33 protein-coding genes are annotated in these 24,946 nt (G+C 70.0%); 15 read left to right on the forward strand and 18 right to left on the reverse strand.

The window, feature by feature from the left end; translation table 11 throughout:
- Positions 1-14: 14 nt before the first annotated feature.
- A complete protein-coding gene (locus tag WFJ36_RS15775) occupies positions 15-764 on the forward strand; it encodes a DeoR/GlpR family DNA-binding transcription regulator (RefSeq protein WP_336643675.1) in 750 nt (249 codons plus the stop codon).
- Here WFJ36_RS15775 and WFJ36_RS15780 read toward each other — a convergent pair.
- Positions 697-1,497: a MerR family transcriptional regulator gene (locus WFJ36_RS15780; RefSeq protein ID WP_336643676.1), complete on the reverse strand. Its 801-nt coding sequence runs from the start codon at positions 1,495-1,497 to the stop codon at positions 697-699. The two genes, WFJ36_RS15775 and WFJ36_RS15780, sit on opposite strands and share 68 nt — an antisense overlap.
- A gap of 67 nt (positions 1,498-1,564) precedes the next feature.
- On the opposite strand from WFJ36_RS15780, the gene WFJ36_RS15785 reads away from it, so the two are divergent.
- The 6 genes from WFJ36_RS15785 (at position 1,565) to WFJ36_RS15810 (ending at position 6,009) form a co-directional block, all read left to right on the forward strand.
- Positions 1,565-2,017, forward strand: coding sequence for a DUF6194 family protein (locus WFJ36_RS15785; protein ID WP_336643677.1), 453 nt, complete (start codon positions 1,565-1,567; stop codon positions 2,015-2,017).
- A 5-nt stretch (positions 2,018-2,022) separates the two neighbouring features.
- Complete coding sequence (locus WFJ36_RS15790; RefSeq protein WP_336643678.1) at positions 2,023-2,565, forward strand: putative immunity protein; 543 nt, start codon at positions 2,023-2,025, stop codon at positions 2,563-2,565.
- A gap of 119 nt (positions 2,566-2,684) precedes the next feature.
- On the forward strand, positions 2,685-3,362 hold the full coding sequence (locus tag WFJ36_RS15795) for a response regulator transcription factor (protein WP_292786683.1): 678 nt from the start codon (positions 2,685-2,687) through the stop codon (positions 3,360-3,362).
- Entirely contained in the window at positions 3,355-4,680 is a 1,326-nt protein-coding gene (locus WFJ36_RS15800; RefSeq protein ID WP_336643679.1) for a sensor histidine kinase, read from the forward strand. The genes WFJ36_RS15795 and WFJ36_RS15800 overlap by 8 nt, the downstream gene beginning before the upstream one ends.
- A gap of 170 nt (positions 4,681-4,850) precedes the next feature.
- Positions 4,851-5,753, forward strand: a complete 903-nt coding sequence (locus WFJ36_RS15805; RefSeq protein WP_336643680.1) for a hypothetical protein — start codon at positions 4,851-4,853, stop codon at positions 5,751-5,753.
- Between the two features lie 28 nt (positions 5,754-5,781).
- On the forward strand, positions 5,782-6,009 hold the full coding sequence (locus tag WFJ36_RS15810) for an RNA-binding S4 domain-containing protein (protein ID WP_025102805.1): 228 nt from the start codon (positions 5,782-5,784) through the stop codon (positions 6,007-6,009).
- On the opposite strand, the gene WFJ36_RS15815 is transcribed toward WFJ36_RS15810, so the two are convergent.
- Positions 5,949-6,941, reverse strand: coding sequence for a DMT family transporter (locus WFJ36_RS15815; protein ID WP_292786672.1), 993 nt, complete (start codon positions 6,939-6,941; stop codon positions 5,949-5,951). The two genes, WFJ36_RS15810 and WFJ36_RS15815, sit on opposite strands and share 61 nt — an antisense overlap.
- Positions 6,942-6,973: 32 nt before the next feature.
- Between WFJ36_RS15815 and WFJ36_RS15820 the strand changes: the two genes are divergently transcribed.
- Positions 6,974-7,579, forward strand: coding sequence for a TetR/AcrR family transcriptional regulator (locus WFJ36_RS15820; protein ID WP_292786669.1), 606 nt, complete (start codon positions 6,974-6,976; stop codon positions 7,577-7,579).
- On the opposite strand, the gene WFJ36_RS15825 is transcribed toward WFJ36_RS15820, so the two are convergent.
- Entirely contained in the window at positions 7,576-8,052 is a 477-nt protein-coding gene (locus tag WFJ36_RS15825) for a hypothetical protein (RefSeq protein ID WP_292786666.1), read from the reverse strand. The genes WFJ36_RS15820 and WFJ36_RS15825 overlap by 4 nt on opposite strands.
- Positions 8,053-8,143: 91 nt before the next feature.
- On the opposite strand from WFJ36_RS15825, the gene WFJ36_RS15830 reads away from it, so the two are divergent.
- Positions 8,144-8,776: a winged helix-turn-helix transcriptional regulator gene (locus WFJ36_RS15830; protein ID WP_143049295.1), complete on the forward strand. Its 633-nt coding sequence runs from the start codon at positions 8,144-8,146 to the stop codon at positions 8,774-8,776.
- A 9-nt stretch (positions 8,777-8,785) separates the two neighbouring features.
- On the opposite strand, the gene dnaB is transcribed toward WFJ36_RS15830, so the two are convergent.
- Positions 8,786-10,159, reverse strand: coding sequence for a replicative DNA helicase (gene dnaB, locus WFJ36_RS15835; protein WP_025102810.1), 1,374 nt, complete (start codon positions 10,157-10,159; stop codon positions 8,786-8,788).
- Positions 10,160-10,675: 516 nt separating this feature from the next.
- Between dnaB and WFJ36_RS15840 the strand changes: the two genes are divergently transcribed.
- Both WFJ36_RS15840 and WFJ36_RS15845 read left to right on the forward strand, forming a co-directional pair.
- The gene (locus tag WFJ36_RS15840) at positions 10,676-11,740 is read left to right on the forward strand and encodes a hypothetical protein (RefSeq protein WP_336643681.1); all 1,065 of its coding nucleotides are present in this window, start codon (positions 10,676-10,678) and stop codon (positions 11,738-11,740) included.
- 102 nt (positions 11,741-11,842) lie between these two features.
- Positions 11,843-13,522: a hypothetical protein gene (locus WFJ36_RS15845; protein ID WP_336643682.1), complete on the forward strand. Its 1,680-nt coding sequence runs from the start codon at positions 11,843-11,845 to the stop codon at positions 13,520-13,522.
- A gap of 254 nt (positions 13,523-13,776) precedes the next feature.
- Here WFJ36_RS15845 and WFJ36_RS15850 read toward each other — a convergent pair whose 3' ends face one another.
- The 10 genes from WFJ36_RS15850 to rpsF form a co-directional block, all read right to left on the reverse strand.
- A complete protein-coding gene (locus tag WFJ36_RS15850) occupies positions 13,777-14,160 on the reverse strand; it encodes a hypothetical protein (RefSeq protein ID WP_292786657.1) in 384 nt (127 codons plus the stop codon).
- Positions 14,161-14,195: 35 nt separating this feature from the next.
- The gene (locus tag WFJ36_RS15855; protein WP_336643683.1) at positions 14,196-15,155 is read right to left on the reverse strand and encodes a hypothetical protein; all 960 of its coding nucleotides are present in this window, start codon (positions 15,153-15,155) and stop codon (positions 14,196-14,198) included.
- A gap of 142 nt (positions 15,156-15,297) precedes the next feature.
- A complete protein-coding gene (locus WFJ36_RS15860) occupies positions 15,298-15,594 on the reverse strand; it encodes a hypothetical protein (protein ID WP_336643684.1) in 297 nt (98 codons plus the stop codon).
- 109 nt (positions 15,595-15,703) lie between these two features.
- On the reverse strand, positions 15,704-16,069 hold the full coding sequence (locus WFJ36_RS15865; RefSeq protein ID WP_336643685.1) for a cupin domain-containing protein: 366 nt from the start codon (positions 16,067-16,069) through the stop codon (positions 15,704-15,706).
- Between the two features lie 16 nt (positions 16,070-16,085).
- The gene (locus WFJ36_RS15870) at positions 16,086-17,132 is read right to left on the reverse strand and encodes a CapA family protein (RefSeq protein WP_336643686.1); all 1,047 of its coding nucleotides are present in this window, start codon (positions 17,130-17,132) and stop codon (positions 16,086-16,088) included.
- A gap of 23 nt (positions 17,133-17,155) precedes the next feature.
- On the reverse strand, positions 17,156-17,566 hold the full coding sequence (locus tag WFJ36_RS15875; protein ID WP_336643687.1) for an acyltransferase family protein: 411 nt from the start codon (positions 17,564-17,566) through the stop codon (positions 17,156-17,158).
- 137 nt (positions 17,567-17,703) lie between these two features.
- The gene (gene rplI, locus WFJ36_RS15880; RefSeq protein WP_025102814.1) at positions 17,704-18,156 is read right to left on the reverse strand and encodes a 50S ribosomal protein L9; all 453 of its coding nucleotides are present in this window, start codon (positions 18,154-18,156) and stop codon (positions 17,704-17,706) included.
- A gap of 11 nt (positions 18,157-18,167) precedes the next feature.
- Entirely contained in the window at positions 18,168-18,422 is a 255-nt protein-coding gene (rpsR, locus tag WFJ36_RS15885; protein ID WP_017203799.1) for a 30S ribosomal protein S18, read from the reverse strand.
- Between the two features lie 71 nt (positions 18,423-18,493).
- A complete protein-coding gene (locus tag WFJ36_RS15890; RefSeq protein ID WP_025102815.1) occupies positions 18,494-18,997 on the reverse strand; it encodes a single-stranded DNA-binding protein in 504 nt (167 codons plus the stop codon).
- A 5-nt stretch (positions 18,998-19,002) separates the two neighbouring features.
- Positions 19,003-19,371 (reverse strand): 30S ribosomal protein S6, encoded by a 369-nt coding sequence (gene rpsF / locus WFJ36_RS15895; RefSeq protein ID WP_021201450.1) that lies wholly within the window; start codon positions 19,369-19,371, stop codon positions 19,003-19,005.
- A 225-nt stretch (positions 19,372-19,596) separates the two neighbouring features.
- Between rpsF and WFJ36_RS15900 the strand changes: the two genes are divergently transcribed.
- From WFJ36_RS15900 to WFJ36_RS15915, 4 genes are all read left to right on the forward strand, one after another.
- Positions 19,597-20,301 carry a hypothetical protein gene (locus WFJ36_RS15900; protein WP_071329819.1) on the forward strand — a complete coding sequence of 235 codons (705 nt, stop codon included), beginning with the start codon at positions 19,597-19,599 and terminating at the stop codon, positions 20,299-20,301.
- Between the two features lie 89 nt (positions 20,302-20,390).
- Positions 20,391-20,630, forward strand: a complete 240-nt coding sequence (locus WFJ36_RS15905) for a DUF2283 domain-containing protein (RefSeq protein ID WP_331201498.1) — start codon at positions 20,391-20,393, stop codon at positions 20,628-20,630.
- A gap of 164 nt (positions 20,631-20,794) precedes the next feature.
- Positions 20,795-21,070 (forward strand): hypothetical protein, encoded by a 276-nt coding sequence (locus WFJ36_RS15910; RefSeq protein WP_143049325.1) that lies wholly within the window; start codon positions 20,795-20,797, stop codon positions 21,068-21,070.
- Between the two features lie 16 nt (positions 21,071-21,086).
- Positions 21,087-21,293 carry a hypothetical protein gene (locus WFJ36_RS15915; protein WP_336643688.1) on the forward strand — a complete coding sequence of 69 codons (207 nt, stop codon included), beginning with the start codon at positions 21,087-21,089 and terminating at the stop codon, positions 21,291-21,293.
- Between the two features lie 34 nt (positions 21,294-21,327).
- Here the strand turns inward: WFJ36_RS15915 and WFJ36_RS15920 are convergent, their stop codons facing one another.
- Genes WFJ36_RS15920 through WFJ36_RS15935 form a run of 4 tightly spaced genes read right to left on the reverse strand, consistent with a single transcriptional unit; the run spans position 21,328 to position 24,941 of the window.
- On the reverse strand, positions 21,328-22,167 hold the full coding sequence (locus WFJ36_RS15920) for an ABC transporter ATP-binding protein (protein WP_071329804.1): 840 nt from the start codon (positions 22,165-22,167) through the stop codon (positions 21,328-21,330).
- Positions 22,160-22,975 carry an ABC transporter ATP-binding protein gene (locus WFJ36_RS15925; protein ID WP_062637787.1) on the reverse strand — a complete coding sequence of 272 codons (816 nt, stop codon included), beginning with the start codon at positions 22,973-22,975 and terminating at the stop codon, positions 22,160-22,162. The genes WFJ36_RS15920 and WFJ36_RS15925 overlap by 8 nt, the downstream gene beginning before the upstream one ends.
- A complete protein-coding gene (locus WFJ36_RS15930; protein WP_025102819.1) occupies positions 22,972-23,883 on the reverse strand; it encodes an ABC transporter permease in 912 nt (303 codons plus the stop codon). Before WFJ36_RS15930 ends, WFJ36_RS15925 begins: the two co-directional genes overlap by 4 nt.
- Positions 23,880-24,941, reverse strand: coding sequence for an ABC transporter permease (locus WFJ36_RS15935; RefSeq protein ID WP_058631931.1), 1,062 nt, complete (start codon positions 24,939-24,941; stop codon positions 23,880-23,882). Before WFJ36_RS15935 ends, WFJ36_RS15930 begins: the two co-directional genes overlap by 4 nt.
- Between the last annotated feature and the right edge of the window lie 5 nt (positions 24,942-24,946).

Here is a 24,946-nt window from a genome sequence, read left to right on the forward strand (position 1 = left end):
TCGTGAGGAAACGTATGCTCGCTGCTCAGCGCAAAGACCACCTGCTCGACGTGCTCGCCCGCGAGGGACGGGTCGTGGCGAAGGCTGCGGCCGATGACCTCGGGGTATCGGAAGACGCCATCCGCCGCGACCTCCGCGAACTCGCCGAGGAAGGCAGGCTCCAGCGCGTGTACGGCGGCGCGCTGCCCATCGCCGCGGCCGATCGTCCGGTGCGGGAGCGCCACGACCTCGCGACCGAGAGCAAGGAACGGGTCGCCCGCCAGGCGGTCACGACCATCCTCCCCGGATCGACGATCGTGCTGGATGCCGGCACCACCACGCTCGCGATGGCGCGGCTGCTGCCCTCCGGCACCGGCATCACGGTCATCACCCCGAGCCCGGCCGTCGCCCTCGTCGCCGCCGAGCACTCGGACGCGCGCGTCATCATGATCGGCGGCGAGCTCACCCGGCACTCCCTCGTCGCCGGCGGAGGACTCGCGATGGAGGCGCTCCAGCACCTCGCCGCCGACACGTTCTTCGTCGGCGTCACGGGCGTCGACCCGGGGCACGGTCTCACGACGGGAGAGCTCGACGATGCCGTCACCAAGCGGGCGATCGCCTCCCGATGCGCCGCGACGGTCGTGCTCGCGAGCGACGAGAAGATCGGCGCCGCCTCGCGCTACCCGGTGCTGCCGTTCGAGGCGGTCGCCGCGGTCATCACCGACCCGCTCGACGAGAATCCGCTGATCCCGGAGGTGCTGGCGCAGATCCCGGCGCGGGAGTGAGGGAGGATCCCCCCTCCTCCGCGAGGCGTTCCGCGAGCAGGGCGTGCAGGTGTCCTGCCGCCGCGAGAAGCGCGACGCTGCGGCGCGTGAGGTCGGCCAGCCGCTCCGCGAGGATGCGCTGCACCTGCTCGGTGTCGCCGTGCGCGCGCACCTCGTCGATGATCCGGGAGACCGCGGGGATGCCGTAGCCGCCCGAACGCAGGGCGGCGGCGATCCGCGCCTCGGTGATCGCGGCGGAGTCGTAGGAGCGGATCGATCCGGCACGCCGAAGGGGGCGCACGAGCCCTTCTCGTTCCCAGTGCCGCAGTGCGGAGGACCGGACGCCGAGCGCCTGGGCGAGTTCGCCGATGGCCATGGCATCGTCCTCGACGAACGGCTCGTCGGCCTCCGCCACCGCGTCCTCGAGTCCGCGCAGGGCCGCGCGCACCCGTGAGCGCTCGAGGGCGAGGTCCGCGTGCAGGGTGTCGATCCGCTCCGCCGCGTGCTCGACCGACCCGTCGATGAGAGCGGGCATCAGTCGACGCGCGGGCACCGGACCGAGCGCCGTCGCCAACGCCCGATAGGCGTGCAGCGCCAGGGCATGCGGCATCCGATACCGCCGGTACCCGTTCGCACCGCGCTCCGCGGAGGGGAGGACACCGAGGCGCTCGAGGTCGCGCACCTGCTGCGTCGAGTAGCCGACCAGCCGTCCGAGCGCCGCAGTGGTCATCACCTGCTCTGGAGGGTTCTGCACGTGCTTCCTCGTCTTTCCGACCCTTGAGTCCACATAAGCACATCAGCCTCAGCATTGAAGGATGGAAATGCAGGAGATCATCGCAGAGGTCCGAACGTTCGACGGTGCCCTCGTCGTCGCCCCGGAAAGAGGCAGCGGCTTCCCCGAGCTGGCGTGGGGAGACGCGTACTTCTACCACGCCCCCGACGGCCGGATGCCGGAGCGCACGCAGCCGTACGGGACGATCATCACGAAGGACTACCCCGGCGACACGTCCTCCGCGCTGGACGCTCCAGGGCGCTTCCGGGTGAACATCCACGTCGGACGCGAACGCGCGGAGTCGATCATCGCGGCGGGGTCGCGCACAGGCGGCGATACCGACCCGACGGCGGTCGACGTCTTCCGCCCTCACCCGCTGTACGGCACCGCCGGCTGGGTGTGCGTGATCGACCCCGCGGAGGCGACGGAGGGTGCCGTGCTCGCCCTTCTCCGCGAGGCGCACGAGGCTGCACGTGCGCGCACCGGACGACGGGCGAGGTGACTCCCGTGTCGACTCCGCAGGGCATGACCGAGGCCGACCGTCGGATCGTCGCGGTGTGGGCCGCCGACTGCGCCGAGCGCGTGCTGCCGCTGTTCGAGAGCGAGGCCCCGGACGACGACCGTGCGCGTGATGCCATCGCCAGGACGCGCGCCTTCGCGCGGGGCGAGCTCACGGTTGCGGGCGAGATCCGTCGTCGCTTCGTCGCGGGCAGGGCCGCCCGCAGCGCCGTGACCCCTGCCGGGACAGCCGCCGCCCGCTCCGCGGCACAGGCCGCCGGGGTCGCGCACATGGGAGCGCATGCTCTCGGGGCAGCCGCCTACGCCGCATGGGCCGTCGAGCTGAAACACCCGGAGGCTCCCGACGCTCGTGCTGCCGAGGTGCGCTGGCAACTCGCGCACCTCTCCCCTGATGCCGCTGCAGCCCTGCGCACCCTCCCGCCCCTGGGTACCGACCCCGCCGGCCCCCTCGGCCCCGGTCTCCTCTCCTCCGGCCCCCTGGGCGAGGTGATCCGCGAGATCCAGGCGCACCTCTCGTCCGCCGTCGGCTAGGACCTCCTTCGAATCGCGCAACTGGCTCCATCTGGGCCCGGGATGGAACCAGGTGCGCGATTCGAAAGCGGCCAGGCGGCTTCAGCCCCGATTCAGCGTCGACCGGCCACACTGGGGGGATGCGGATCCTGGTGGTGGACGACGAAGTGCGTCTGGCCGAGGGCGTGCGCCGCGGACTCGAGGCGGAGGGCTTCGCGGTCGACGTCGCCCACAATGGCGTCGATGGCCTCTGGCGGGCCCGCGAGACCCGGTACGACGCCATCGTGCTCGACCTGATGATGCCCGGCATGAGCGGTTGGAAGGTCTGCGAGGCCCTGCGCGCCGAAGAGAACTGGACTCCCGTGCTGATGCTCACCGCCAAGGACGGCGAATGGGATCAGGTGGAGGCGCTGGAGAGCGGCGCCGACGACTACGTCACCAAGCCCTTTTCGTTCGCGATCCTCGTGGCCCGGCTCCGGGCGCTCGTGCGCCGCGGTGCGGTGGCCCGACCGACGATCCTGGAGGCCGGCGACCTGCGGCTGGACCCCGCCGGACACCACGTGTGGCGCGGTGAGACCTCGATCTCCCTCACAGCTCGCGAGTTCGCGGTGCTCGAGCATCTGATGCGCCACCGCGGGCAGGTGCTGTCGAAGCGCGACCTCCTGGCCGGCGTCTGGGACGACGACTTCGACGGCGACCCGAACATCGTCGAGGTGTACATCGGCCACCTCCGCCGCAAGGTCGACAAGCCGTTCGGGCGCGAGGCGATCGAGACCATCCGCGGGGCGGGCTACCGGCTGGCGGCGAACGGTGGCTAGGCGGCTCTGGCGGTCGGTCCGCGGCCGGACGACCCTGGGCGCGACCCTCGTCGTCGCTGTCGCGCTGCTCCTCGGGGCCTTCTCCTTCTACGGGGTGCTGAGCGCGAGCATCCACGGCAGCACCGAACGCGCGGCGGAGCAGCGGCTGGAGGAGCTCGTCAGCCGATTCGACGGCCCGGGACGCCGCGGCCCCGACCAGCTCGACGACGACCTCGTGCAGCTGCTCGGGCGCGACGGAGTGGTGCGCGCGGCGAGCGAGGAGGCCGCCGATGCGCTCGGCGCCACTCCGCTGCCCGTCGACGACGATCCGCAGGTCGTCCGGATCGATGGCGAGCCGATGGTCGTGGTGTCGGAAGACGTCGACGGCGACCAGACCCTCGTCCTCGCGGTGCCGATGGACGAGGACGCGGAGACCCTGTCGACGGTGGCGACGCTCCTCGTGATCGCCGTCCCCGCGCTGCTGCTGCTCGTGGCCGTCACGACCTGGCTCGTCACGGGGCGCGCGCTGCGGCCAGTCACCCGTATCCGCCAGGAGGTCGAGGGCATCACCGCCGAGCGCCTCGATCATCGGGTGCCGGTCCCCGACACCGCGGACGAGATCCACTCCCTCGCCGTGACGATGAACGGCATGCTCGACCGGCTCGACGCGGCGGCGACCGCGCAGCGCCGCTTCGTGTCCGATGCCTCGCACGAGCTCCGCTCTCCCCTGGCCACGATCCGTCAGCATGCGGAGCTCGCCCAGGCGCACCCGGAGGTGACGAGCATCGACGAGCTCGCCGAGGTGGTGTCCGAGGAGGGGTTGCGGCTGCAGGGCATCGTGGAGTCGCTGCTGCTCCTCGCCCGCCTCGACGAGGGTGTCGCCGGGAGCACCGAACCGGTGGACCTGGACGACGTGGCCCTCGCGGAGGTGCGTCGGCTGCGGGCCACCGGGCTCGACGTCGACGGCTCCGGAATCCGTGCGGCCCGCACCGTCGGCGACCCCCGGCTGCTGGGCCAGCTGCTGCGGAACCTCGCCGACAACGCCGCGCGGCACAGCAACGGTCGCGTGGCGATCGGGGTGGAGCCGCAGGCGGCGCACGTCGTCCTCACGGTCGAAGACGACGGCGCCGGCATCCCGCCGGAGGAGAGGGACCGCATCTTCGAGCGCTTCGTCCGGCTCGATGAGGCCCGCAGTCGCGACGCTGGCGGCAGCGGGCTCGGTCTCGCGATCGCTCACGGCATCGCCACCGCCGCCCACGGCGCGATCACGGTGGACACGTCCCGGTGGGGCGGCGCCCGCTTCACCGTCACCCTCCCCCTGGCCGGCCCTCTCTCCTGACACCCCGCGCCGGGCACAGCTTCGGAGATCCCCGACGACACCCCGGTACTGGCCGCCGCACGGCGGCGTGTCGTTCCCGAGGTCCGAAGTCGTGCGCGAGATATCGGTTCCTGAACGGGGCTTCAGGAGGCTTCAGGGTGGCTTCAGCGGCGTCGGGAGACCATCGAGACATGAACGACAAGACTCCTGCTCCCGACCAGAACCCCACGCCGGACGAGAACGACGCCGCGGGTCAGAACTCGGCACCCGCCGGCCCGAGCGCAGGCCAGGACCAGAACGTCGGACCGGGCTCCCCCGCCGGCCACGGCGCGGCCGCCGACGCGACCCCCGATGCCCCGACGGTGCCGGTCGCGCCGACCCCCGGCCCTGCCGCCGCCCCGAACGCCGCCCCGGAGGCACCGGTCGCCGCGACCCCCGCCACGCCCGGACGTAAGCGCGCGCTCCTGATCGGTGGCGGGATCGCGGCCGCGGTGCTGCTCGCCGGCGGTGGCGTCGCGGTGGGTGCCGCGATCGGCGACGAGTTCGGTGACGACGACGACCGCCCCGCCATGGAGGGCCCCCGGCACGAGGGCGACCACGGCCCGCGCGGAGACCACCGCGGCGACGGGGGTGCCCGCCCGAGTGAAGACCGGGGCGACCGTGGCCCGGTGACCGGCATCGGCACCGACGACGTCGACGAGCTCCTCGCAATCGCCGCCGCCGCCCAGGACGCCGCCGAGGGCGAGGTCACCTCGATCGACGCGAAGCGCGACGGAACGTGGGAAGTGCAGCTCACCACGTCCGCCGGGGACGAGACCGAGGCGCGCGTGGACGACGACCTCGCCGCGACCGTGGTGTCGACGGACACCGCGGACGACGACGACAAGGGACCGACGCTCACGCTCGACGAGGAGACCATCCGCACTCTCGTCGACGCCGCCCTCGCGGAGGCCGAGGGGATGATCACCGACCTCGATGTGGACTCCGACGACGTGAGCCCCTACGACGCCTCCGTCCTCACGACGGACAACCGCTCGATCGACATCTCCTTCGACGCCTCGTTCGCGGTCGTCGGCACCGACGTCGACGAGTGACCGCGGCCCTGACGGCTAGCATGCAAGGATGACGAACTCCGATCCGATCGACGAGGTCTCCATCGGCGGCGAGGTCATCCGCCTCGGGCAGTTCCTCAAGTTCGCGGGACTGCTGGACTCGGGCGGCGACGCGAAAGAGGTCATCATCGACGGCTACGTCACCGTGAACGGCGAGGTGGACCGGCGCCGCGGGCGTCAGCTCCGCGACGGCGATGTGGTGACCTTCGAGGGCCGGGCGGTCCGCGTCCGGCCCTGACCCGGCGTCGCGGAGCCGTGCGCCGCCTCCGGGCCGCGGTTCCGCGCCTCGCTCACGAGCACCATGGTCACGCCGGCGCCGCACAGCACGAACCCGCCGAGCGTGATCGCGGTGAGGGGTTCACCGAGCAGCAGCGCCCCGCCGATCGCGGTCGCCGGGGCGACGAGGAAGAGCAGGGCCTGCAGCGCGGTGATGCCGACCCGGCGCAGCAGCCACCAGTACAGCCCATAGGCACCGAGCGTGGGGAAGACGGCGGTCAGGACCACGGCGATCCAGAACGAGGGTCGCGCCGGCGGCACGAGTGCCCCGGCGAGCGCGCCGATGACGAGGAGCAGCACGGCGGTCACGCTCACGTGGATGGTCAGGGTCAGCAGCACCCCCGTGCGCACGGCCGTCCGTCGCTGCACCAGCGTGCCGATCACGAGGCAGACCATCGCCGCCGCCGGAAGCAGGTAGGCGACGAGCGGCGCGGAGCCGGCGCCGAACTGCGACTGCACGACGAGCAGCACCCCGACCGCCCCGATCACCAGGCCCGCCACCTGGGCGCCGCGCACGCGGAGGCCCAGCACCGGCCCGACCAGCACGGCGACGAGCAGCGGCTGGACCGCGTCGATCAGCGCGACGGTGCCGGTGGCGATCCCCGCGGCGACGGCCGCGTACACGGCAGCGCAGTAGCCGAACTGGGCGAGCGCGCCGACGACCGCCTGGATGCCGAGTTCCCGCGCGGTCATCCCCTTCGCCGCTCCGGACACCGCGACAAGGATCACGAGCAGGACGGCGAGCGGCGTGAACCGCCAGACCAAGAGCGTCAGCGGGTCGACGTCCGCGGTGGCAACCGCGGGGATGAGGAATCCCGAGCTCCACGTGAGGACGAAAGCCACCGCCGCACCCGCGGTCACGACCCGGGAGAGTATACCGATCTGTTTACTCATCCCGTCACTATACAGGTAGGTATACTCGTCGCATGTCGACCGCCGTGCCGGAGCTCCCGCCGCTGACCCCCGGGGCGCGCCGCGTGCTCGATGCCGCCTCTGACCTCTTCTACGAGCGCGGCATCCACGCCGTCGGGGTCGACACCATCGCTGCTGCGGCCGGGGTGACGAAGAAGACCTTGTACGACCGGTTCGGGTCGAAGGAGGCGCTCGTCGTGTCGTACCTCCAGCACCGGGACGCCCGCTGGCGCGAGCACGTCGCCGCCCACCTCGCCCGAGTCCCGGAGGCGGGGCCAGCCCGCGTGCTCGCGATCTTCGATGCCGCCATCTCCTGGGTGCCGGGCCACAGCACCAAGGGATGCAGTGCCATCAACGCGCGCGCCGAGATCGACGGCCCCGGGGACGCCCCGCTGGTGCTCGCCGAGGCTCGTCGCGAGAAGGAGTGGCTGCTCGCGGTCTTCGCTGAGCTCTGCGGTGAGGCCGGGTTCCACGACCCGGACCGGCTCGCCGAGACGCTCATGCTCCTCTATGAAGGCGCGATCGTCACCGTCGGCATGGGGACCTTCGCGGAGCCGTTCGCGACCGCTCGGGACAGCGCGCGCCGACTGCTGGAATCCGCTGCGTCCGACGCGTCCTAGACGCCGGTCGTCGGTGACGACGCGCGCGGCGGCAGCACCGCGCGCACCGTGACCACGAGGAACGCCACGAGCAGCACCACCATCGTCACGTCCGCGACGATGTAGGCGTAGTGCGCGCCGTCGGTTCCCGGAGCCTCCTGCCCTGCGATGACGAGGTCGCTGCGCCGATTGAGGATCGGGCGGATGACGATGACCTCAACGAGGAACACCAGCCACAGCCCGCCGAGCAGCAGAGCCGAGGGACGTCCGGCCCTGGCGCGGATGCTGACCGCCGTCAGCACGAGGAGCACCGCCCCCGCGAGGACGTTGAGGGCGGTGAACACGAGGCGACCGATGCCGAGCCCCAGCGGGATCGTGATCCCGGGAGCCAGGAACTTCAGCGGCGCCTCCAGGAACGAGATCGCGACGATCGCTCCGAGCAGGAAAGCGGGCAGCAGCAGACGCAGCGCGGTCACCATTCGTCCAGCCCTCATGGCCTCAGGCTAACCGGGCGGTCCGCACCCCCTTCGGCGGGTGACCGTGGAAATCGGCCCCCCGACCCGCGCTCAGGGGATAATGGGTAACATGCCACGTCCTACCGACGCCTATCGCGGACTCATGCAGAGCAGCCGGCTGCGGGTTCTCGCCGCCTTGATGGACACTCCGGGGATCGGCCTCGCCGAGCTCTCCCTCCGCATGGGCCTCCACGTGAACACTTTGCGCGACCACCTCCGCGTGCTCGAGGGTGAGGGTCTCGCCCGGTCCGAGGTAGAGCACACCGGTCGACGCGGAAGACCGCGGCTGCGCTTCTCCCCCGTGCTGCCGAGTGAGCCGAATGAGATCGAGGAACGGCGGGTCCAGGAGGCGATCCGTCACGGCGACCTCATGCGCGCGGTGCTCCCGGCGACGCGATCCGGGCTCCCGGAGGCCGCGACGCATCAGCTCGACGCGCTGTTCCACCACCTCGACGATGTGGGCCTGCAGCCGGACATGGACGAGAAGGCGATGACCGTCGACCTCTCCCCCTGTCGCTTCCACACGCTGCTGACCGATGACCAGACCCTGGTCTGCCGCGTGCACGAGGAACTCATGAAGTCGGTGCTGGCGAGAGCGGGCGGCCCCGTGGAGATCGAACGCGTGATCCCGTTCACGAGCGCGCACTCCTGCCACGTCCGACTCAGCCTTCGCGAGGAGTCGACGTCCGACGCAGGACGCTGACGCCGGGGATCAGTTGAAGTCGCCGCCCGGCGCCATGTCGGCGAACCGGGAGTAGTGCCCCTGGAAGGCGACGGTGATGGTCGCGGTCGGACCGTTACGGTGCTTGGCCACGATGAGGTCGGCCTCGCCGGGACGGACGTCCTTGTCGTAGACCGAGTCGCGGTGCAGCAGGATGACCATGTCGGCGTCCTGCTCGATCGATCCGGACTCTCGCAGGTCGCTGATGGCGGGCTTCTTGTCCTGTCGCTGCTCGGGACCACGGTTCAGCTGCGACAACGCGATGACCGGCACCTGCAGCTCCTTGGCGATGAGCTTGAGGCTTCGGGAGAACTCCGAGACCTCCTGCTGACGGGACTCGACGCGCTTGCCCGACGTCATGAGCTGGAGGTAGTCGATGATGACCATGCGCAGACCGGCGCGCTGCTTCAGCCGTCGGCACTTCGCCCGGATCTCGACGAGCGTCATGTTCGGGCTGTCGTCGATGTAGAGCGGGGCGTCGTTGATGCGGCCGCGGGTGGCGGCGACCGTCGTCCAGTCCCGCGGGTCGAGCGTTCCCTTGCGCATGTTCTGCAGCGGGATCGCCCCCTCGGCGCTGAGCAGACGCATCGCGATCTCGCTCTTGCCCATCTCGAGGGAGAAGAAGATCGAGGGGAAGTCGTGCCCGATCGAGGCCGCACGGGCGAAGTCGAGGGCGAGCGTGGACTTTCCCATCGCGGGTCGCGCGGCGACGACGATCATCTGCCCGCCGTGCAGGCCGTTGGTGAGCTCGTCGAGCTCGCGGAAGCCGGTGGGGATACCGGTCATGGAACCGTCGCGGCCGTTGGCGGCCTCGATCTCCTCGACCGCGGCGTCGACCGCGACCGTGAGCGGCACGTAGTCCTCGGCCGTCTCCGAGCCGGTCACCGAGTAGATCTCGGCCTGCGCGTTGTTGACGATGTCGGTCGCGTCGCCCTGCCCGTCGTAGCCGAGCTGGACGATCCGCGTCCCGGCGTCGACGAGGCGGCGGAGGATCGCGCGCTCGGAGACGATGCCGGCGTAGTAGCCGGCGTTGGCCGCGGTCGGGACGATCGACGTGAGGGTGTGCAGGTAGTCGGCGCCGCCGGCCTTGTTCAGCTCCCCCGTCTTGATGAGCTCGTCGGTGACCGCGACGACGTCGGTCGGCTCACCGTGGGAGTACAGCGAGAGGATCGCCTCGAAGATGAGCTCGTGCTTGGGGATGTAGAAGTCGGCGCCCTTGAGCGTCTCGATCACGTCGGCGACCGCGTCCTTCGACAGGAGCATGCCGCCCAGAGCGCTCTGCTCGGCGAGGAGGTCGTGCGGAGGGGTGCGCTCGGGCGGACGCTGCCCCCCCAGGCGCTCCTCGGAGATGTCGGCGATCGACACTGTGTTCCCTTCGATGCGACGGTTCTGAGGCGGGCCCCGCGCGCGCATCCGCGGATGCCGGTGCGGGGGACCGCGGCCGCGCGGCGGCCATCCCCAGACAAGCAGGTGCCCCCGACATTCGGTCGCTCGACCACGCTATGAGCGGTCTCCACACGGTGCAACACGGCCTGTGGATAACCATGTGGAGAGCGTGCGGAGAATCTCGGAGTGTCTGTGCAGAACGGGTGTGGATAACCCGGTGGACGGTGTGAGCACCGGACTTTTTTATCTGACTTGAACGGGGTTTTATCGTTTCCCCACCCTGTGGATGAAAACGAGTTTAAATTGCGCGTTGAAGGTTTCCCCTTCGGAGGGGCCATGTGTAGAACCTGGGGAAAGTCAAGCCGGAAATCCGCCGGGCGCGTCACGATCTGACACGAGACGAATCGGATGTAAACGCCCCTGGACAGAGAGGGGGTCCGCGAGTATTGTGCCTCCCATCGACACACCCGTGGACCTTCGGAGGGGGAGGACGACGTGGACGCTCGGACCGCCCGACGCGGCGTACCCCACGCCGTCCTCTGGGGTGGAATCGGCGCGCTCGCCTGGGCGGCCCTGACCGTCCTCACCGGCGGCGGCTCCGCGCACGCGGACGAGCAGCCGAAGGGTCCGCTCGACGGCCTCACCTCTGTCGTGTCCGAGACCGTCACCGCCGTGACGAAGCCGGTCGTGAACAACGTCGTGGCTCCGGTCGTGAACCAGGTGGCGACGCCCGTCGTCCACGAGGTGGTCGCTCCCGTGGTGCACGAGGTCGTCGCGCCGGTCGTGACTCACACCCTCGCTCCCGTCCAGGAGGCAGCTCCCGCCGTCGTCGAGACGGTGACCGAGACGGTGACGGAGATCCCGGTCGTCGGAGACACCGCGGCTCCTGTACTGCAGGCGGTCGCCGAGACCACCGAGACGGTCACCGAGCCCGTCACCGACGCGCTCGGCTCTGCACCGGTCTCGCAGATCACCGCGCCCGTACTCGACCTCGTCGGCGGCCTTCCGCTGGTCGGCGGGATCGTCGTCGACTCCGGCGCCATCGACCTGGTCGATAACGTCGTCGGCATCGTCGATGGCACGACCGGCCTGATCGGCGGCGTCGTCGAAGAGACCGTTCCGCCGGTCGTCGAGGCGCTCACGCCACAAGAGCCGGCCGCACCGCAGACCCCGGAGGGCTCCGTCCCCTCGGGCGTCCCCCCTGTGCGCGAGGACATCGCCGCGCTTGCCGAGGCTGCGCCCGCCCCGTCGGCGTCGCCGAGCACAGGACAGGACTCTGTGCTGAGTACCTTGGCCCCCGTCGCGGCCGCGCTCTCCGCGCCCGACTCCTCGGACACCGGTGCCGGTGACACCGCTCCGGTGCCGTTCGGTGCTCCTCCGGTCGCTCCGGCCACCCCCACGTCTTCCTCCGCCGCCTCGGCCGGAGGTTCCACCAGCGCCCCCGCTCGCCTCAGCGAGACCGGCGCGACCCCGCTCCGTGCCTGGGAGCGGGCCGCCGGCGCACGGGACGACGCCCTTCCGGGCGCCCCCGTCGCCGACACCGACATCTCTCCCGACTGACGGACTGTCACGTCATCCCACCCGGATGACAGATGCCGTGCTGCGCGCGCACTTCCTCGCGTGCATCCCATCAGACAGACCAGTCACGTCAGGAGAACCATCATGCGTACCTACGCGAAGCGCGTCCTCTGGGGCACGCTCATCGCCGGCGGGATCACCCTGCTCGGCGCGACGGCCGCCAATGCGGCCGAGACATCCGGAGACGACGGCTTGCTCTCCGGCACCCAGGCCGTAGCGCCCATCACCGCCCCGATCACGGTCGTCGACAACGCGATCTCCGTGCTCGGCGACGCGGCATCCACGGCGCCTGCCCCGGCCCCTGCTCCGGCACCGGCTCCCGCCCCGGCGCCCGCTCCCGCTCCGCAGACGAGCGGCGAGGAGGGCACGGCATCCGGCACCCAAGCCGTGGTGACGGTGAACCTTCCCGTCACGGTGACGGACAACGCCATCAGTCTCACCGAAGACTCCACGACCAGCACCCCGGCCGCCGCTCCTCCCCAGAGCGCGGCTCCCCAGGCCCCTGACGCGGCCGGGGTGCTTTCCCTCGACACGGACGGCCTGGATGGTGTCCTCTCGGGCACGCAGGCTCTCGTGGCGGTCAACGCCCCGGTGACCGTGTCCGACAACGCCATCTCGCTGCTCGGTGACTCCGAGTCGGCCGCTGAGGGAGAGAGCGCCGCAGCACCGGCGCCTGCACCCGCGGCCGGGTCGAGCACCTCGGGCGAGGAGGGCACCGCGAGCGGCACCCAGGTCGTCGCACCGGTGACGGCCCCGGTCACGGTCGGCGGCAACGCCATCTCGCTCCTCGGCGACAGCGAAGCCTCCGGCACCTCCGGCGGCACCGCAGCCCCGACCGCACCCGCGACCGGGTCGAGCACCTCGGGCGAGGACGGCACCGCGAGCGGCACCCAGGTCGTCGCCCCGGTGACGGCCCCGGTCACGGTCGACGGCAACGCCATCTCGCTCCTCGGCGACAGCGAGGCCACCGGCACCACCGGCGGTACTGCGGCACCGGCTGCACCCGCGATCGGGTCGAGCACCTCGGGCGAGGACGGCACCGCGAGCGGCACCCAGGTCGTCGCACCGGTGACGGCCCCGGTCACGGTCGGCGGCAACGCCATCTCGCTCCTCGGCGACAGCGAGGCCACCGGCACCACCGGCGGCACCACGGCCCCGACCGCACCCGCGGCCGGCGGGAGCACCACCGGCGGTGAGGACAGCACCCTCGGAGGCACCCAGGTGGTCGCACCCGTGACCGCCCCCATCGGTGTCACCGGCAACGCCATCTCGGTCACCGACGACGCCACCGTCACCGGCACCACCGGCGGCACGTCCCCGACCGCACCCGCGGCCGGCGGCAGCACCACCGGCGGCGACGACAGCGTCCTCGGCGGGACTCAGCTGGAGCTCCCCGTGACGCTTCCCATCACGATCGGCGGGAACGCGATCTCCGTCGTCGGCGAAAGCACGGTGACCGATCCCGGCACGAACCCCGGAACGGACCCGGGCACGGATCCGGGCACTGATCCCGGAACGGACCCGGGCACCGACCCCGGCACGGACCCCGGCACCAACCCCGGCACCGACCCCGGAGTGAACCCGGGAACGACGCCGAGCACCGGAGCCGGCATCACCAGCATGCCGTGGGCTGCGGGTGCCGCCGCGACGGGTGAGGCCACCGGCCTCGCGATGACCGGTGGCGCCTCGGCCCCGTGGCTGTGGGCCCTCGCCGCTCTCCTGCTGCTGGGAGGTGCGGGCCTGCTGCGCCGTCGCACGGCGTAGGCGCTGAGCCCCGGCGGTGGCGATGTCCTCGGGGGAGGAGACTCGCCCCCGCCGGTGCGCGGCAGCGTCCGCCCGTGCGGTGCAGCCCTCGCTGCGCTTCCTCTGCCGAGCGTGACCGCCGCGCAAACGGCGGATGCCCCGTGGTCCCCCCACCGCGGGGCATCCGTGCGCCCGTTCGACGAGGCGCAGCTTCGTCACGTCGTCCTCGTGGGAAACGAGATGGCAGCCTCTATCCGCCCGGCACCTACGTCCGTCTAGTCCGGCTTCTCCTCCACGAGTCGATACTCGATACCCAGGACGTCATCCGGGTCATGGAAACGGATGGCGCCAGAGCGGAACGGAACGACGATCCCGCTCGGCTCGACACTCCACTCCCCATCCGAGGCTTCTTCAAAGTCCAGAAGGAGATCATTGTTGTCGCGCACGATGCGCCAGGCCCCAGCGGCGTTGAAGTCGTTGTCAGCGTCCCTGTCTTCGAGGGGGTTGTATGACGCGCCGGTGATGGTGAAGGTGCCGTCAGGACGAATCGATAACGTGCCGTGATCGTCATCGACAGCGACCCACTCACCGACCGGAGATGTGACCTCCGGCCCCACACACCCGGTGAGAGAAATGACTGCGGCAATGATGACACTCACCCCTGCCAGGCGTCGGCGGGCGGAGGAGCCCGAATTCATGGGTACACCATTTCGGTCCAGACGATGGTTTGGTGATGTGTGGCCCACTCGCCATCCTTCGCATTCGCTTCTGACATAGCGCCGTATAGCCCAGGGATGTGAGCCCCGCCTGTTCCGGGAATGCGGGTGGCGGAGTCGATGGACGTATCGTTGTTGATCAAATACGTCACTTCCACGCCACCATCCGGTCGGAGTTCGCCGGCTCGGACTTGAACGCGGTAGGAGCCGAGGAATGATTCGGGCAGGTTCTGTGCGCCGAGAACGGCATCAGGGACTGTGCCCATCAACGTGCTGGACACCGCATTGATCCCGTCAACGACAAGCACCCCCGGCTGATCGCTGATGGAACGATCACCGCGGAGTGCTCCGCCGGGAACTAGCGTGCCATCTCGCAAGTCCGCGAGTACTTGCTCCCTCGTTGCAGCAATGTGGGCACTGCGTTTGAGAGCCTGCACGAAGATGTCGCGATCGGTGAGCACGGCTCCGCGCTCGTCACCTGTTCGAAAATGCTCGAACAGGTCCATCACCCGCGCATTCGTGGCATCCCTCCGAGTCCCGGTGACCAGATCGATTGTGCAGTCCAAGTCGCCCCACCCGGCCGACGCAGCTGTCGCAAGCGAAACCGCGAGGTCTTCGTCAGCGGCGGCACGGTCAACCGCAAGTTTCTTCAACGCTGTTGCGGCTGTGCTAACCGCTATGAGGGCTTGCTGCTCGGCATCGATACGGCTCCCTGGGTGGCCGCCGAAGGACACGTCGTTGATCACTCCGTTCACGGCTGCCTGCGCAACTGCAAGCTCGTCCTTCAGAGGTGCGGCCCGCCGGGCGATCTCCGTTACGGCATCCCCATACGCGATGATCGCTTTTCGCGCGGTGGCGATCGCCTCAGTCGACTCCTCGAGACGGGCGCGAAACTCTTCGAGTCGTGCCGGAACGCGTCCGCAGCGCGCCCGGTCCACGCCCCGTCGAGATCATTCCGGATCGACGACACGGTGTCCTGCGCATTCGCGAGTTCAACCAACTGCTCATCGGCCCACGCTGCAGCGGCGACGCACGCCGCGATGTCTCCGACGCCAGGGTCACGGTCCGTCCAATGCGCGCTCACTTCTCCAGCGCTCCGATCGAAATCGTGAGCGCGTCGAGGTGAGCCTGTTCCCCCGCCAGGAAGTCAGCCAATGCCGCATCCACCCCGCCGGCCAGCCCAGTGCTCGTGAACGCGAGGAAGCGTAGAGCATCCGACCATCCGCTGGCGAACGCCTGCGCCGCGGACGCGGCGAGATCGCTCCCGACCGACGAGAGATCAAAGCCAGAGACCTTTCCCCGCACCGACGCGAGATGCCGCAGCGACAAAGCCGCAGCCTCGACGGCCTGAGAATCGACGTGAATACGCGTGTGCATGAATCCCCCCGGATCACTGATCGCACAGCGATTGTATGTGGTCTTCTCACGTTCCCCCGTGACGCCACGGCTGGCCCTGACGCGCTCTCCGCAGACGCGATGCGGGGGCTTAGCCGAGCTCCTGGAGCTCCGCCGTCATGTCGCCGCCTGCGTCTCCGGTGTTGACCGTACCCTTCGGCTCGAAGAGGATCGCGTGCACCTCTTCCTCGGCTTTCGGGCAGTGCTCGACGCCCCGGGGCACCACGAACACGTCGTTCGGGTTCAGGACGACGTCGCGGTCGCGGAGCTGGATCGTCAGGCGTCCGCTCACCACGAAGAACAGCTCGTCGGTGTCGGGATGCGTGTGCCAGACGAACTCGCCCTGCAGCTTCACGACCTTGACGTCGTAGTCGTTGACGCTCGTCAGCCGGTGCGGCTGCCAGTGCTCGTGGATGGTGGACAGGGCCTCGTGCACGTTGCGAACGTCGTCCGTCATGGCCAGCAGCCTATCCTCACGGCAGGACGATCGACCCGTCGGCGTCGACGACGACAGCACTGCCCGGGAAGTCCCGCCGGCCGCGCTCGTCCATCAGGGCGCCGGCCCGACCGGTCGGATCGGGCTCCGGGGCGCCGCCGTCGGCCCCCAAGCGGATCGAGCGGACCTGTCCGCCGAGAAACGTTCCGTCGGCACGGAGACGGACCGACAGGTAGGCGCCGAAGCGCGTCTCCTCCTCGGCCCCGAAGACGCCCCCTCCCGCGAAGTTGCCCAGACTGTACGCGATGAGGCGGCCGCGGTAGAACTCCGCACCCCGGACGACGTGCGGGCCGTGCCCGACCACCAGATCGGCCCCGGCGTCGACGGCCGCGTGCGCGAACGCCTGCGGATCGCCCCGGTTCTCCCCGAAGCTGAGCTCGGTCCCCCCGGTGACCGCGTCGGCCTCCGGTCCCTCGGCACCCATGTGCGCGTGGACGACGACGAGATCGGCCTGCTCCGCCGCCGCACGCACGACCTGACCGACGTGACGCAGGTCGGTGACCCGGTTGAATCCCCCATAGGGCGCGAAACCGACCAGGGCCACGGTGGTCTCCCCTACCCTCGTCACGACGACCTCGTTCCGGTCACCAACGGCGTCGATGCCCTCCGCGCGCAAGACGGCCCTCGTCTCGTCGACGCCCTCCCGGCCGAAGTCGTGACTGTGGTTGTTCGCCTGGTTGAGCACGTCGAAGCCGCGCAGCGTCGCAGCGGCATCCGGCTCGCTGCGGAACGCGAGGCAGTGATCGCTCCCGCCGCACTTGTCGATGCCGGTGTCCGCCGCGATCACCTGCTCCAGGTTGCCGGTGACGATGTCCTCGGTGAGCCAGGGGCGAACCTCGTCGAAGGTCGATCGCCCGCGGTCCGCCGGGATCCCGCGCGCCGCGTCGTACAGCAGGATGTCGCCCACGGCGCCGATGCTGACTTCTCCCGCGCGGGTGCCTGGGCGGTCGGCGATCGCGGCGGGGCGGGCGGGGATCGCCGCCGCGGCGCTGACGGCGAGGCCGACCCCCACCAGGCTCAGCACCGCGACCGGTGTCCGCCAGGGGACTAGGTGTTCGGCGGGCTGATCGTCACCCCCTCCACGAACGCGGAGACGCTCCGGGGCACGAACGTCGGGAAGTCCGGAAACGCCCACATCGCGGCGGCGTGGATGAGGCTCCACAGCAGATACAGGTAGAGGAAGCGCACGACGCGGGGACGGAACACGACGGCCCACGGTCGGGCCAAAGCTGCCGAGGCGAAGTACCCGGACAGGAACAGGAACAACGGCATGAGGAACGGCCAGATGAGGTCGGCCGCGAGACCCCAGGCTCCGGGGAGGGGGATGCCGAGCCGCCAGTCGACCTGCAGGTAGGTCTTCAGCACGACGTGCCAGAACACCACGAGGACGATCAGCAGCCCCTTCGCAGCATCGCCCCAAGGCGCTCTGGACGTCGGGGAGGAGAAGGGGGTCGCCATGCGGTCGAGCCAACAGCACGGCATGTTGCCGCAGCGTATGAGAAATGCCCATTGCTCGTCCTCGTCCCGACGCAGAACGCCCCCTGTCCCGGAGGACAGGGGGCGTTTCGTTCGACAGGCGTCGCCCGTCGGGTGCCTTACTTGGCGGCGACGACCTGCAGCGTGATGACGGCAGTGACGTCCTCGTGCAGACGCACGGTCGCCTCGTGCTCACCGGTCGCCTTGATGGGCGAGGGGATGTGCACCTTGCGCTTGTCGATCGAGCCGAGGCCCGCAGCCGTGACGGCCTCTGCGACGTCGGCGGTCTTCACCGAGCCGAACAGACGGCCTTCCTTGCCGGCCTTCACCGCGAGACGCACCTTGGTGCCCTCGAGGGTGTTCTTCAGGGCCACAGCCTCGTCGCGGTCGTGGATCGCGCGTGCCTGACGCGCAGCCTGGATCGACGCGACCTGCTTTTCGCCACCACGGGTCCACGCCGTAGCGAAGCCCTGGGGGATGAGGTAGTTGCGGGCGTACCCGTTCTTGACCTCGACCACGTCACCGGCGCTACCCAGCCCGGCGACCTCGTTCGTGAGAATCAGCTTTGCCATCTCAGTACCCCTTACCGGCCGGCGCCAGCGTAGGGCAGGAGCGCCATCTCGCGCGCGTTCTTGATCGCGGTGGCGATCAGACGCTGCTCCTGCACCGACACACCGGTGATGCGACGGGCGCGGATCTTGCCGCGCTCCGAGACGAACTTGCGGAGGGTGGCGACATCCTTGTAATCGATGACGCCGACCCGGATGGACTTCGCGGGGGCGGCGTTCTTCGCGCCCTTCCGCGGCTTGCGGCGGTCGCCGCTCGACTTTCCAGCCATTGCTTTTCCTTAGTGATGAGCGGGGTGCGGCCCTTCGACAAGCTCAGGGACCCACCCGTGAAGAAGTGTTTTCAGAAGGGGGTGTCGTCGCCGAAGCTGCCCGGAGTGCTCCAGGCGTCGGCGCTGGTCGACGAGCCGGGCGTGGACCACGGCTCCTCCGACACCTGCTGCTGCTGCGCGGGACGGGACTGTCCCCCGCCGCCACCGCCCGAGGCCGCACGGGTGACCTGCGCGGTCGCGTACCGCAGCGAGGGGCCGATCTCGTCGACCTCCAGCTCGATCGCGGTGCGCTGGTTGCCCTCGCGGTCCTGGTAGGAACGCTGGCGCAGACGACCCTGCGCGATCACGCGCATGCCCTTGGTGAGCGAGCCCGCCACGTGCTCGGCGAACTCACGCCACACCGAGGCGCGGAGGAACAGCGCTTCGCCGTCCTTCCACTCGTTCGCGGCACGGTCGAAGTTGCGAGGCGTCGATGCGATGGTGAAGTTCGCCACCGGCAGCCCGTTCTGCGTGTAGCGCAGCTCGGGGTCGGCGGTGAGGTTGCCCACCACGGTGATGACGGTTTCGCCGGCCATGAGACTTAGGCCTTCGCAGCCTTGGCGGCCTTGCGGGCAGCCTTCTCTTCGGAGCGCTTGGCCTCGGAAGCGATCATCGCCTGAGCCTCTTCGGCGCGGAGCACCTTGGTGCGCATGATCTGCTCGTTCAGCTTGAGCTGACGGTCGAGCTCCTGCGTGGCGGCGCTGGTCGCGGTGAAGTTGACGACGGCGTAGATGCCCTCGGTCTTCTTCTGGATCTCGTAGGCGAGACGGCGCTTGCCCCAGATGTCGACGTTCTCGATAGAGCCACCATCGTTGGTGATGACCTTCAGGAACTTGTCGAGCGTCGGGGCGACCTGGCGCTCGTCGATCTCGGGGGTCAGAATGACCATGAGTTCGTACTGGTGCGTCACTTACCCACCTCCTTCGGACTAGAACGGCTCTCGGGGATTTCCCGGGAGCAGGAGGGTGTGTGCACGTGCCCGCCCGTGGAATCCCGAATGGACGCCGCAAGGCAGACAACCTCGACAGTCTAGCGGAGTTTCCTCGGAACCGCCTCCCGCACATCCGCTCCGTCCTTGGCATGCTGGAGGGCGTGCCTGGTGACGGTCATCGGCACGGACCTGGAGGGGGGCGCCATGCGCGTCAACAAGTGGGGGGTCGGCGTCGTTCTCGCCGCCGCCGTCATGCTCACCGGATGCTCGGCGGGAGCGTCGGACAAGCCTGCCGAGTCGAAGCCGAGCGGGGCTGCATCGCAGGAGGCCGAAGCGCCGTCCTCCGACTGCCCCGAACTGGCCGACGGCGCCACCGTCGACGGCTCGGCCCTCGGCGCCTGCATCGCCGAGGCCATGACCGACACCGCCGGCTACGCCGCCAAGACCGTCGTGATGGGCATGGAGTCCACCACGCGCTTCAACCCGTCCGAGAAGGCGCTGGAGTCGCTCTCGCCGATGGGCTCGATCGTCGCGATCGGCGACGACGTCTGGGTGAAGTCGCCGTCCAGCGACTGGCAGGCCGCCGACCCGTCGTCGAGCGACCCCATCATCGCCGGCCTCAGCACCACCGCGAAGGACGTCACCGCGATGGACCCCGCCGAGACGGCGAAGGCCATCACGGGCGACTTCACCGTGACCGGCACCGGCGAGCGCCTCGGCCAGAAGGTCTACCTCGTCAGCGGCACCGTCGAGCAGGCGGGCACGCCGGTCGAGGTCGTGTTCGAGGTCACCGAGGACTACGTCAACCTCGCCTCGACCAGCTCCGCGACCGTCCAGGGGCAGTCGGTCGACATCGCCCTCGAGATCACCGAGTGGGACGTGAAGCAGGACATCGTCGCGCCGCTCTGATCGGACGAGACACGCGAAGGGCCGGAGCGCACGCTCCGGCCCTTCGCCGTCACCACGACCGGTGGCGGAGGAAGGAACGGAGGCCGTCGATGCACCTCAGATATGACCCCGAAGCGGATGCCGCCTACCTCCCGGTCGGGCGTGAGCTCCACGCGGGTGAATCCGTCGCGCAGGTACCGGAGATACGCAACCCGCACGGGGCCGGGGAAATCATCCTCGATTTCGACGCCGACGGGCACCTCCTCGGAGTCGAGATCCTTCAGGCGTCGAAGCTCCTCCGTGCCGAAGACCTCGATCGGGCCCGACGCATCTCGAACGAGTCTCCCTGACGAAGGTCTGACCACGAAGGAGGACGGCACAGCGGTGATCGTTATCGGCGTCGGGATGAGACACGAGAAGGCACCGGCGTGCTCGCTCCGGCGCCGTGTCGTATATCGCCGAGCCCCTCGACTGCAATGTAACATTACAGCGCACGAATGCGGCGGGTACTCTCATGACGTTCGACTACTCCACCGGAGTCACAGTGGAGGACATTCGTATCGACTCCTGCAAAGTGAAGACGCTGATCTCGAAGTATGGCGTCGTCAAAGACGCGGCTGGCCTGGCGGGACTCCTCGGAGCTCGGTTCTGGCCTGTCGGCGTCACGGCCGGCGTCGTCTTCGGATGGGCGTGGAACAATCAGTCTCAGTTGATCGGCTGCTCCCGTAGCGGGAAGGGCATCCGGCTCCGCCAGTGGGCCGGCATCATCACCGGATGCTACTCCCAATGAACGAGAGGACCGGATCATGACGCTCTACTCAGGACGATGGATCGCCTCCGCGACCCTGCTGGTTGTGGCCATTGCTGTGCTCATCCTGCGTATGCAGGGTCTCATCAGCGACACCGCCAGTTCGATACTGATGGCGGCGCTGCTGGCGATCGCCATCACCGTCGGGATCGCCATGTCGATCCGACGCCACCGGCGGTCGCGGTCACGCACGCACTCCGACTGACGGAGCATGTCGGCGCGGGTCGCCGTATCCGGCGTCAGTAGGCGACGGGAGGCACCTCGGCCCAGACCGCGCGGTCGTCGGCGGAGGGGGCATCGGGGATGCGCCCGGTGCCGTCGGGCTCCGGGATCGCGGCGAGCAGCGCCTGCGTGTAGGGGTGCCGCGGCGCCGCCCAGAGCTCGTCGGTCGGCCCGGATTCGAGCACCCTCCCGCCGAACATCACGAACGTGCGGTCGGCGATGCGGCGCACGACGGCGAGATCGTGGGAGATGAAGAGCATCCCCGCGCCGGACTCGGCCACGAGATCGCGCATGAGTCCCGCGACACTCGTCTGGGTGGACGCGTCGAGAGCGGAGATGGGCTCGTCGGCGACGAGCAGCGAGGGACGCGCCGCGAGCGCCCGGGCGATCGCGATGCGCTGCTTCTGCCCGCCGGAGAACTGATGCGGGAAGCGGGTGCGCACCTCGGCGGGCAGTCCGACCCGCTCCAGCCACTCCTCCACGGTGGAACCGGCGGCACCGCGCGCGCGGGCGGTCGCGATGCCGTCGGAGATCTGGTCGCCGATCCGCCGGCGCGGGTTCAGCGAGGTCGCCGGGTCCTGGAAGACCATCTGGATGCCGGTGAGCGCCGTGTCACGACGACGGATCCCCAGCGGTGCGACGGGGGTGCCGCGGAACGACACCGTCCCGGCGGCGGTCTTCTCGATGCCGACGACGGCGCGGGCCAGGCTCGACTTGCCGCTGCCGGACTCGCCCACGAGGGCGACCGTCTCCCCTGCCGCCACGCTCAGCGAGACGCCGTTCACCGCGATCACGGGCGGGTTGCCCGGGTACCGCACCACCACGTCGCGGGCGTCGAGGACGCTGACCTCACTCATCCGCGGCCTCCTCGGGGCTCTCGTCGATGCGCGACCCCGGCAGGGCCGCGAGCAGCATGCGGGTGTACTCGTGCTGCGGGGCGCGGAAGAGCGTCTCCCGATCGGCGAGCTCGACGATGCGGCCGTCCTTCATGACGGCGACCGTATCCGCGATCGCGCTCATCACGCCCAGGTCGTGGGTCACGAGCAGCACGGCGAGGTTCCTCTCGGTCGCGAGGTCGCGCAGGAGCTTCAGGATCCCGGCCTGCACCGTCACGTCGAGGGCGGTCGTCGGCTCGTCCGCGAGCAGCACCTCCGGGTCGCACGCGAGGGCGCACGCGATCGCGATGCGCTGCCGCTGTCCGCCGGAGAACTGATGGGGATACCGCTTCAGGGCCTCGGCCGGGTTCGGCACCTGCACGGTCTGGAGCAGCTCCACCGCCCGCTCGCGCGCAGCGGCGCCCTTGAGTCCGAGGTGCACGCGCATGTGGTCGGTGAGCTGACGGCCGACCGGCAGCTGCGGGTGCAGCGAGGCCGACGGGTCCTGGAAGACCATCGCGATGCGCTTCCCGCGGACGCGGTTGAGCCCGCGCCGGTTGCGACCGACGAGCTCCTCCCCCGCGAGCAGGATCGAGCCGCCGGTCTTCGCCTGTCGCGGCAGGAGGCCGAGCACCGCTAGGGAGGTGAGAGTCTTGCCGGAGCCCGACTCCCCCGCGAGACCGTGGATGCGCCCGGGTTCGAGCTCCAGGGACACGCCCTTCACGAGCGGACGGCCGATGTCGATCGTGAGGTCGCGGATGCTCAGCGTCGCCGTGCTCTGCGCGGTCATGCGGGCACCCCCGTCGCGGAGGCGGTGTGCTCCGCCTGCTTCTCGTGTGTGATCTCGGCGGTCGGGTCGAGCACGTCGCGCATCGCGTCGCCGAGGAAGTTGAACGCGAGCACCACGGTGAGGATCGCGAGGCCGGGGAAGACTCCGAGCCACCAGGCGTCGAAGTTCTGCATCGCCCCGGAGATCATCGACCCCCACTCCGCCGTCGGCGGCTGCGCGCCGAGACCGAGGAAGGAGAGCCCCGAGAGGAGCAGGATCGCCGCGCCGATGTCGAGCGTCGCGAGCACGAGGACCGGGCCGGCGATGTTCGGCAGGATGTCGACGAAGAGCGTGCGCAGCGGCGAGTGCCCGAGCAGGCGGCCCGCGATCACATAGTTCTGCCCGCGGAGACCGAGCACGATGCTGCGGGTGACACGGGCGTACTGCGGCCACGAGACCACGATCGCGGCGATGACGGCGTTGAACAGCGAGGGGCCGAGCGAGGCCGCGACCACCATGGCGAGGATCACGGTCGGGAACGCCATGAAGAGGTCGGTGATGCGCATGAGTGTCTCGTCGACGGCGCGCCCGAAGTACCCGGCGACCGCGCCGACGAGGGTGCCGATGATGAGGGCGGCGATCACGAGCATGAGCGCGAGCGGCAGACTCACCGTCGCGCCGGTCATCAACCGGGAGAAGATGTCGCGGCCGTTGCCGTCGGTACCGAGGATCGTGTCGATGCCCGGCGGCTGCAGACGGGGCAGCACCTGCGCGTTCGGCGGATAGGGCACCCACCACTGCGCGGTGAAGGCGACGATGATCCAGGCACCGGCGATGACGGTGCCGATGATGCCGAGCGGGGTGCGCCAGGCGCGCGGCCAGCGGAAGCGGAAGCGTCCGGCGGGGGTCGCTGCGGCGATGCGGCTCATGCGATCCTCACTCTCGGGTCGAGCACGCCGTAGAGCAGGTCCACGATGAAGTTGATGAGGAGGTAGATGACACCGACCACGAGACCCACGCCCATGATGCCGGGCAGGTCGAGGTTCGCGGCGGAGTTGTAGGCGTAGGTGCCCAGCCCCGGCCAGGCGAACACCGACTCGACGAGCACGGTTCCGGAGAGCAGGGCCCCGAACGCGACACCCACCACCGTGAGGATCGGGAGCGATGCTCCACGCAGCACGTAGTCGAGGATGACGCGCATGGCCGGCAGGCCCTTGGCACGTGCCGCGCGCACGTAGTCGCTGCCGAGGACCTCGAGCACCGAGGTGCGGATGAAGCGGGTGAGCAGTCCGATGGTCACGAGCGAGAGCACCATGACCGGCAGTGCGAGGTGTGCGAGGGCGTCGAAGAAGCCGACCGCGTCGCCGTTGAGGAGGTAGTCGACCGTGTAGAGCCCGGTCACGCGGGGCGGCGGGGTGATCGACGGCGAGATGCGTCCGGAACCCGGGGCGATCCGCAGCTCCAGGAAGAACACGTAGAAGCTGACCAGCGCGAGCCAGAAGGTCGGGACGCTGAGCCCGACGAGCGTCACGACGCGGATGACCTGGTCGGTGACGAGTCCGCGGCGGTAGGCGGCCAGAGTGCCGAGCACGATGCTGACCGCGAGGCTGACGATGATCGCGCCGATCGCGATCTCGATCGTCGCGGGCACGGCGGTGGCGAGGTCGCTGGTGACCGGGCGTCCGGTCACCAGCGACGTGCCGAGGTCCCCGCGGAGCAGGTTCCCCATGTAGATGAAGTACTGCACGAACAGTGGCTGGTCGAGTCCGTTCGCCTTGATGAACGCCTCGCGCGTCGCGGGGTTCTGCGACGCGCCCTCACCGAGCGCGGCCGAGACCGGGTCTCCCGGCACCAGGTTGGTGAGCGCGAACGTGACGATGGTCACGCCCACCAACAGGAGCAGAGAGGTCCCGGCCCGCCGCAGCAGGTATCCGACGAGAGGCGAGCGGCGCCGCTGCGCCTGCCTCTGCACGGCCACTGTCGTCATGGTGA

The organism is Microbacterium sp. MMO-113 (assembly GCF_037148555.1).
In the GTDB taxonomy this organism is placed as follows: domain Bacteria; phylum Actinomycetota; class Actinomycetes; order Actinomycetales; family Microbacteriaceae; genus Microbacterium.

What these genes read in the sequence shown, in the direction of transcription:
- WFJ36_RS15775 (WP_336643675.1), top strand. Translation starts at nt 15, where the DNA reads ATGCTCGCTGCTCAGCGCAAAGACCACCTGCTCGACGTGCTCGCCCGC.
- WFJ36_RS15785 (WP_336643677.1), top strand. Translation starts at nt 1,565, where the DNA reads ATGCAGGAGATCATCGCAGAGGTCCGAACGTTCGACGGTGCCCTCGTC.
- WFJ36_RS15795 (WP_292786683.1), top strand. Translation starts at nt 2,685, where the DNA reads ATGCGGATCCTGGTGGTGGACGACGAAGTGCGTCTGGCCGAGGGCGTG.
- WFJ36_RS15805 (WP_336643680.1), top strand. Translation starts at nt 4,851, where the DNA reads ATGAACGACAAGACTCCTGCTCCCGACCAGAACCCCACGCCGGACGAG.
- WFJ36_RS15810 (WP_025102805.1), top strand. Translation starts at nt 5,782, where the DNA reads ATGACGAACTCCGATCCGATCGACGAGGTCTCCATCGGCGGCGAGGTC.
- WFJ36_RS15815 (WP_292786672.1), bottom strand. Translation starts at nt 6,941, where the DNA reads ATGAGTAAACAGATCGGTATACTCTCCCGGGTCGTGACCGCGGGTGCG.
- WFJ36_RS15820 (WP_292786669.1), top strand. Translation starts at nt 6,974, where the DNA reads ATGTCGACCGCCGTGCCGGAGCTCCCGCCGCTGACCCCCGGGGCGCGC.
- WFJ36_RS15825 (WP_292786666.1), bottom strand. Translation starts at nt 8,052, where the DNA reads ATGAGGGCTGGACGAATGGTGACCGCGCTGCGTCTGCTGCTGCCCGCT.
- WFJ36_RS15830 (WP_143049295.1), top strand. Translation starts at nt 8,144, where the DNA reads ATGCCACGTCCTACCGACGCCTATCGCGGACTCATGCAGAGCAGCCGG.
- WFJ36_RS15845 (WP_336643682.1), top strand. Translation starts at nt 11,843, where the DNA reads ATGCGTACCTACGCGAAGCGCGTCCTCTGGGGCACGCTCATCGCCGGC.
- WFJ36_RS15860 (WP_336643684.1), bottom strand. Translation starts at nt 15,594, where the DNA reads ATGCACACGCGTATTCACGTCGATTCTCAGGCCGTCGAGGCTGCGGCT.
- WFJ36_RS15865 (WP_336643685.1), bottom strand. Translation starts at nt 16,069, where the DNA reads ATGACGGACGACGTTCGCAACGTGCACGAGGCCCTGTCCACCATCCAC.
- WFJ36_RS15875 (WP_336643687.1), bottom strand. Translation starts at nt 17,566, where the DNA reads ATGGCGACCCCCTTCTCCTCCCCGACGTCCAGAGCGCCTTGGGGCGAT.
- rplI (WP_025102814.1), bottom strand. Translation starts at nt 18,156, where the DNA reads ATGGCAAAGCTGATTCTCACGAACGAGGTCGCCGGGCTGGGTAGCGCC.
- rpsR (WP_017203799.1), bottom strand. Translation starts at nt 18,422, where the DNA reads ATGGCTGGAAAGTCGAGCGGCGACCGCCGCAAGCCGCGGAAGGGCGCG.
- WFJ36_RS15890 (WP_025102815.1), bottom strand. Translation starts at nt 18,997, where the DNA reads ATGGCCGGCGAAACCGTCATCACCGTGGTGGGCAACCTCACCGCCGAC.
- WFJ36_RS15900 (WP_071329819.1), top strand. Translation starts at nt 19,597, where the DNA reads ATGCGCGTCAACAAGTGGGGGGTCGGCGTCGTTCTCGCCGCCGCCGTC.
- WFJ36_RS15905 (WP_331201498.1), top strand. Translation starts at nt 20,391, where the DNA reads ATGCACCTCAGATATGACCCCGAAGCGGATGCCGCCTACCTCCCGGTC.
- WFJ36_RS15910 (WP_143049325.1), top strand. Translation starts at nt 20,795, where the DNA reads ATGACGTTCGACTACTCCACCGGAGTCACAGTGGAGGACATTCGTATC.
- WFJ36_RS15915 (WP_336643688.1), top strand. Translation starts at nt 21,087, where the DNA reads ATGACGCTCTACTCAGGACGATGGATCGCCTCCGCGACCCTGCTGGTT.
- WFJ36_RS15920 (WP_071329804.1), bottom strand. Translation starts at nt 22,167, where the DNA reads ATGAGTGAGGTCAGCGTCCTCGACGCCCGCGACGTGGTGGTGCGGTAC.
- WFJ36_RS15925 (WP_062637787.1), bottom strand. Translation starts at nt 22,975, where the DNA reads ATGACCGCGCAGAGCACGGCGACGCTGAGCATCCGCGACCTCACGATC.
- WFJ36_RS15930 (WP_025102819.1), bottom strand. Translation starts at nt 23,883, where the DNA reads ATGAGCCGCATCGCCGCAGCGACCCCCGCCGGACGCTTCCGCTTCCGC.
- WFJ36_RS15935 (WP_058631931.1), bottom strand. Translation starts at nt 24,941, where the DNA reads ATGACGACAGTGGCCGTGCAGAGGCAGGCGCAGCGGCGCCGCTCGCCT.